7 protein-coding genes and 1 pseudogene are annotated in these 5877 nt (G+C 66.6%); 3 read left to right on the top strand and 5 right to left on the bottom strand.

Annotated elements, in window-relative coordinates; translation table 11 throughout:
* On the bottom strand, positions 1-540 hold a 540-nt coding region (locus A5652_RS03425), incomplete at its 3' end, for an NAD(P)-dependent oxidoreductase (protein ID WP_304441758.1).
* A 29-nt stretch (positions 541-569) separates the two neighbouring features.
* Here A5652_RS03425 and A5652_RS27390 point away from each other — a divergent pair.
* Positions 570-668: pseudogene (locus A5652_RS27390) on the top strand (FAD-dependent oxidoreductase); the annotation flags it as partial.
* 13 nt (positions 669-681) lie between these two features.
* Complete coding sequence (wrbA, locus tag A5652_RS03430; protein ID WP_067346642.1) at positions 682-1293, top strand: NAD(P)H:quinone oxidoreductase; 612 nt, start codon at positions 682-684, stop codon at positions 1291-1293.
* A 69-nt stretch (positions 1294-1362) separates the two neighbouring features.
* On the opposite strand, the gene ilvC is transcribed toward wrbA, so the two are convergent.
* The 3 genes from ilvC to A5652_RS03445 form a co-directional block, all read right to left on the bottom strand.
* Entirely contained in the window at positions 1363-2364 is a 1002-nt protein-coding gene (gene ilvC, locus A5652_RS03435; protein WP_067346644.1) for a ketol-acid reductoisomerase, read from the bottom strand.
* Between the two features lie 62 nt (positions 2365-2426).
* Positions 2427-2927, bottom strand: coding sequence for an acetolactate synthase small subunit (gene ilvN, locus A5652_RS03440; RefSeq protein ID WP_067346646.1), 501 nt, complete (start codon positions 2925-2927; stop codon positions 2427-2429).
* Positions 2927-4795: an acetolactate synthase large subunit gene (locus A5652_RS03445; protein ID WP_067346649.1), complete on the bottom strand. Its 1869-nt coding sequence runs from the start codon at positions 4793-4795 to the stop codon at positions 2927-2929. Before A5652_RS03445 ends, ilvN begins: the two co-directional genes overlap by 1 nt.
* Before the next feature lie 398 nt (positions 4796-5193).
* On the opposite strand from A5652_RS03445, the gene A5652_RS03450 reads away from it, so the two are divergent.
* Positions 5194-5508, top strand: coding sequence for a PH domain-containing protein (locus tag A5652_RS03450; RefSeq protein WP_197513730.1), 315 nt, complete (start codon positions 5194-5196; stop codon positions 5506-5508).
* Between the two features lie 10 nt (positions 5509-5518).
* Here the strand turns inward: A5652_RS03450 and A5652_RS03455 are convergent.
* Positions 5519-5877 (bottom strand): DoxX family protein (locus A5652_RS03455; protein ID WP_197513729.1); only part of this gene is annotated, 359 nt, incomplete at its 5' end.

The raw sequence follows: 5877 nt of genomic DNA on the forward strand, positions 1-5877 counted from the left end.
TGCGGCGCGGGCCGGCGAAACGTAGGGATCGTAGGCGATCAGGTGGGTGCCGAAGGCGCTGAGCCGCTGGGCGACCAACTGTCCGATCCGGCCCAAGCCCACCACGCCGACCGTCTTGCCGAAGATCTCGGTGCCCGAGAAGGACGACCGCTTCCAGGCGTGCTCGCGCAGCGAGGCATCGGCGGCCGGAACCTGCCGGGCGGCGGACAGCAGCAGCGCCAGCGCGTGCTCGGCGGCGCTGTGGATGTTCGACGTCGGCGCGTTGACCACCAGCACACCGCGCTCGGTGGCGGCGTCGACGTCGACGTTGTCCAGGCCCACCCCGGCACGGGCGACGATCTTGAGCTTGGGCGCCGCCGCCAGCACGTCGGCGTCGACGGTGGTGGCCGAACGCACCAGCAGCGCATCGGCCTCCGGCACGGCCTCCAGCAGCTTCTCGCGATCGGGGCCGTCTACCCACCGCACCTCGACCTGGTCGCCCAGGGCTGCGACGGTTGATTCGGCAAGCTTGTCGGCAATGAGTACAACAGGCAGATTCACCCGGCCAGCCTATCGGCTGCAATTGGCGCGTGGACGTCACCGTCGTCGGCGGTGGACCCAACGGGCTGACCGCTCCCGTCATCTGCGCCCGGGCCGGCCTGAAAGTGCAGGTCGTCGAAGCTCACGCCCTACGATGGGGCCGTGACGAAACTCGCGATCATCTACTACTCGGCCACCGGCCACGGCACCACCATGGCGCGGCGCGTTGCCGCCGCGGCCGAATCGGCGGGGGCCGAAGTCCGCCTGCGGCACGTCGCCGAAACCCAGGATCCCGAATCGTTCGCCCACAATCCGGCCTGGACGGCGAACTACCAAGCCACCAAAGACCTTCCGTCAGCCACCGGCGACGACATCGTGTGGGCCGATGCGGTGATCTTCGGTTCACCGACCCGGTTCGGCTCTCCGGCGGCGCAATTGCGCGCGTTCCTCGACTCGCTGGGCGGGTTGTGGGCGCAGGGCAAGCTCGCGGACAAGGTATACGCGGGCTTCACGTCGTCCAACACCGTTCACGGCGGTCAGGAAACGACCCTGCTCTCGCTGTACATCACGCTGATGCATTTCGGCGGCATCATCGTGCCGCCGGGATACACGGACCCGTGCAAGTTCGTCGATGGCAATCCCTACGGGGCGAGCCTGGTCACCACCCACGACAACATCAAAGAATTCGACGAACCCACCGGCACCGCCCTCGAACATCTGGCCCGCCGGGTAGTGGCCATCGCCGACCGGCTGGGTTCGGCGCCGCGACAGTGAAACTACGCACACCCGTTGCGGCGTGTCGTGTGCGTAGTTTCAGTCTCGGCGCACCACGGCGCAAAGAAACTAAGCGGTTTCGGTGATCGGCCGGTCGACCCAGCTCATCAGGTCGCGCAGCTTCTTGCCGGTGACCTCGATGGGGTGCTCGGCGTTTTCCTTGCGCAGCTGCTCGAGTTGCTTGTTGCCGCCCTCGACGTTGGCGACCAGCTTCTTGGTGAAGTCGCCACTCTGAATGTCGCGCAGGATCTCTCGCATCCGCTCCTTGGTGCCGGCGTCGATGACGCGCGGACCGGAGAGGTATCCGCCGAATTCGGCGGTGTCGGAGACCGAGTAGTTCATCCGCGCGATGCCGCCCTCGTACATCAGGTCGACGATCAGCTTGAGCTCGTGCAGCACCTCGAAGTAGGCCATCTCCGGTGGGTAGCCCGCCTCGACCATCACATCGAAGCCGGTCTTCACCAATTCCTCGGTGCCACCGCACAACACGGCCTGCTCACCGAACAGGTCGGTCTCGGTCTCGTCCTTGAAGGTGGTCTTGATGACGCCGGCGCGGGTGCCACCGATCGCCTTGGCGTAGGACAGGGCCAGCGCCTCGCCCTCGCCGTTCGGGTCCTGGTCGACCGCGATCAGCGCGGGCACCCCCTTGCCGTCGACGAACTGACGACGCACCAGGTGGCCGGGCCCCTTGGGGGCGACCATCGCAACAGTGACGTTGGCCGGCGGCTTGATCAGGTCGAAGTGGATGTTGAGGCCGTGACCGAAGAACAACGCGTCGCCGTCCTTGAGGTTGGGTTCGATGTCGTTCTTGAAGATGTCGGCCTGAGCGGTGTCGGGCGCCAGCAGCATGATGACGTCGGCCCACTTGGCGACCTCGGCCGGGGTGTCGACGTCTAGGCCCTGCTCCTCGACCTTGGCCCGCGACTTCGAACCCTCCTTGAGGCCCACCTTCACCTGCACGCCGGAATCGCGCAGGCTCAGCGAGTGTGCGTGTCCTTGGCTGCCGTATCCGATGACACCGACCTTGCGACCCTGGATGATCGTCAGGTCCGCGTCGTCGTCGTAGAACATCGGCAATGTCTCCCCAGACGGGTTAGCCACTTCACTATCTCCTTCTCGTTTGCGCTGAAAACTTATTTGGCCGTGCCGATTCCGCGGGGACCGCGGGCCAACGACACCACCCCGGATTGGACGATTTCGCGAATCCCGAAGGGTTCCAGGACTCGCAGCAGCGCCTCGATCTTGCCGCGGTCACCCGTCGCCTCAATCGTCAACGCCTCCGTCGACACATCAATCACCTTGGCGCGGAACAGGTTCACCGCTTCGATCACCTGGCTGCGGATCCCGGCGTCGGCGCGCACCTTGATCAGCGCCAGTTCGCGTGACACCGAGTTGTCGTCGTCGAGCTCGACGATCTTGATGACGTTGATCAGCTTGTTGAGCTGCTTGGTGATCTGCTCGAGCGGGGTCTCCTCGGCGGAGACCACGATGGTCATCCGCGACATGTCCTTCTGCTCGGTGGCGCCGACGGCCAGCGATTCGATGTTGAACCCGCGCCGCGAGAACAGCGCCGCCACCCGGGCGAGCACGCCGGGTGTGTCCTCGACCAGCACCGACAGGGTGTGCGTGTTCATCAGGCGTGGCCTTCGCTCTCGTCGTCGAACAGCGGGCGGATTCCGCGGGCCGCCTGGATCTCGTCATTGCTGGTGCCCGCGGCAACCATCGGCCACACCTGCGCGTCGGCGCCGACGATGAAGTCGATCACCACGGGGCGGTCGTTGATCGCTCGCGCCGCCTGGATCACGTCTTCGACGTCTTCTTCACGCTCGCAACGCAATCCAACGCAGCCCAGCGCCTCCGCGAGCTTCACGAAGTCCGGGATGCGATGCGAGTGCGTGGCCAGATCGGTCTGCGAGTAACGCTCGTCGTAGAACAGCGTCTGCCACTGGCGCACCATGCCCAGGTTGCCGTTGTTGATCAGCGCCACCTTGATGGGGATGCCCTCGACCGCGCAGGTGGCCAGCTCTTGGTTGGTCATCTGGAAGCAGCCATCGCCGTCGATCGCCCACACCTCGGCGTCCGGGCGGGCCATCTTGGCGCCCATGGCCGCCGGGATGGCGAAACCCATGGTGCCCAGCCCGCCGGAATTGAGCCAGGTGCGCGGCTTTTCGTAGGAGATGAACTGGGCGGCCCACATCTGATGCTGGCCGACGCCCGCGACATACAGGGCGTCCGGACCGGCGAGCTGGCCGAGCTTTTCGATGACGTACTCCGGGCCGAGGCTGCCGTCGCTCTGCGGGTCGTAGCTCAGCGGGTAGGTGGACTGAACTTGGTTCAGGTAGGCCCACCACTCGGTCATGTCGAGCTTGCCGGGAATCCCCTCCTGGCGCAGCAACTCGAGCAGCTCGGTGATGACGGCTTTGACGTCGCCGACGATCGGGACGTCGGCGTGGCGGTTCTTGCCGATTTCGGCCGGGTCGATGTCGGCGTGAATGACCTTGGCTTCGGGGGCGAAGGTGTCCAGCTTGCCGGTCACCCGGTCATCGAAGCGGGTTCCCAGCGCGATCAGCAGGTCGCTGCGCTGCAGCGCCGCCACCGCGGCGACGGTGCCGTGCATGCCGGGCATGCCCATGTGCTGCGGGTGGCTGTCCGGGAACGCCCCGCGCGCCATCAACGTGGTCACCACGGGGATGCCGGTCAGCTCGGCCAGCTCGTACAGCTGCTCGGTCGCCTCACCGCGGATGACACCGCCGCCCACGTAGAGCACCGGCTTGCGGGCGGCCGCGATCAGCTTGGCGGCCTCACGGACCTGCCGGCTGTGCGGTTTGGTGTTCGGCTTGTATCCGGGCAGGTTGACCCGCGGCGGCCAGCTGAACGTGCACTGGCCCTGCAGCACGTCTTTGGGGATGTCGACGAGCACCGCGCCGGGGCGGCCCGAGGAGGCGATGTGGAACGCCTCGGCGAGCACCTGCGGGATCTCGTTCCCCGAGCGGACCAGGAAGTTGTGCTTGGTGATCGGCATCGTGATGCCCGAGATGTCGGCTTCCTGGAAGGCGTCGGTGCCGATCAGCGAGCGTCCGACCTGGCCGGTGACGGCGACGACGGGTATGGAATCCATCTGGGCGTCGGCCAGCGGGGTCACCAGGTTGGTGGCGCCGGGCCCCGACGTCGCCATGCAGACGCCGACCTTGCCGGTGGCGTGCGCGTAGCCGCTGGCGGCGTGGCCGGCGCCCTGCTCGTGGCGGACCAGAACGTGGCGCAGCTTCTTCGAGTCGAACAGCGGGTCATAGACCGGCAGCACCGCGCCGCCGGGAATGCCGAAGATGACCTCTACGCCGAGTTCCTCCAGCGAGCGGATCACCGACTGTGCGCCGGTGAGTTGCTCGGGCCCGATACGTTTCGGCTTGCCGGGCGCGGACTTTGCGGCCGGCTTGGCCGCGTCCGTGGCGATGTCCGCGGCGTCGGGTGTCGCGGAGGCGTGCTGCCTGATGGGAGCGCTCACTGTCGTTCAGTCCTCATTCATTCCGGGAGTCTCGCTGGGGGCAACAAAAAACCCCCGACAGCTCATCTGCTGCACGAGGGTTGCGCGTTGGTTCTGGATTGCTTCAGATGCTGAAGGTCAAGTCAGGCACCAACGCGCCGACTAATTACTACGAGCATCCCGGGCTTTCCGGAGGTATCCATAGCGTCCGACGGTAGCCTTCGCACAGCTCAGCAGTCAAATCCGTGGCCGTCGAAGCCCCGCTCACCAGGCGGGCTGGCGGCGCAGCGCTCGCGGGATCGATCCGCGGTGCCGGATGAAATGATGGTGGGGTGGCTACCGGTTCGTCTCCCCAAACCCCCTCCACAGCGCCCGTCGTGATCAAGGTGTCGCCGATAGCGCATCTGGCCGTCGGATTCATGACCCTGGGGTTGCTGATCCCGGTGCTGCTGTGGCCGCCGTCGCTTCCGCTGCTGATCCTTCCGGTGTTGCTATCGGCGATGATCATCCGGTTACGCACCGTCGCCGACGACCAGGGCGTGACCGTTCGAACGCTTTTCGGCAGCCAGCAGGTGCGCTGGGAGGACATCGACGGGCTGCGCTTTCACCGCGGTTCGTGGGGACGCGCGCGCCTCAAGAGCGGCGCCGAACTGCGGCTGCCGGCGGTCACGTTCTCAACGCTGCCGGAGCTGACCGAGGCCAGTGCGGGGCGGGTGCCCAACCCTTATCAGTGAATCAGGCCGGTCAGCCGATCGGATTCACGCCGTTGAGCGCCACCCACACTCCGACACCGGCCGCGATGCCCGCCAGCAGGGCGACAAAGGATCCGATGAAGGGGCGATGCGCCCAACCGCGGCGCACGTCCAGGCCGTAGCGGCCGGGACCGCACAGGACGACCGCGGCGGCCATGACGATCAGGCTGATCTGGTATTCGTGGCCCTCGGGCAGGAAGAACGAGAAGTTGCGCGAGTGCGGCCGCGCCGAGACGCTTGCCAGCAGACCGTTGATCAGAAACGCCAGCGCACCGGCCGCCGCGATAGGGGTGAACAGGCCGAGTATCAGCAGCGCGCCCGCCACGGCCTCCCCGCCGGCGCTGACGTAGG

Origin of the sequence: Mycobacterium sp. 1165178.9, from assembly GCF_001673555.1 — a bacterium.
GTDB lineage: Bacteria > Actinomycetota > Actinomycetes > Mycobacteriales > Mycobacteriaceae > Mycobacterium.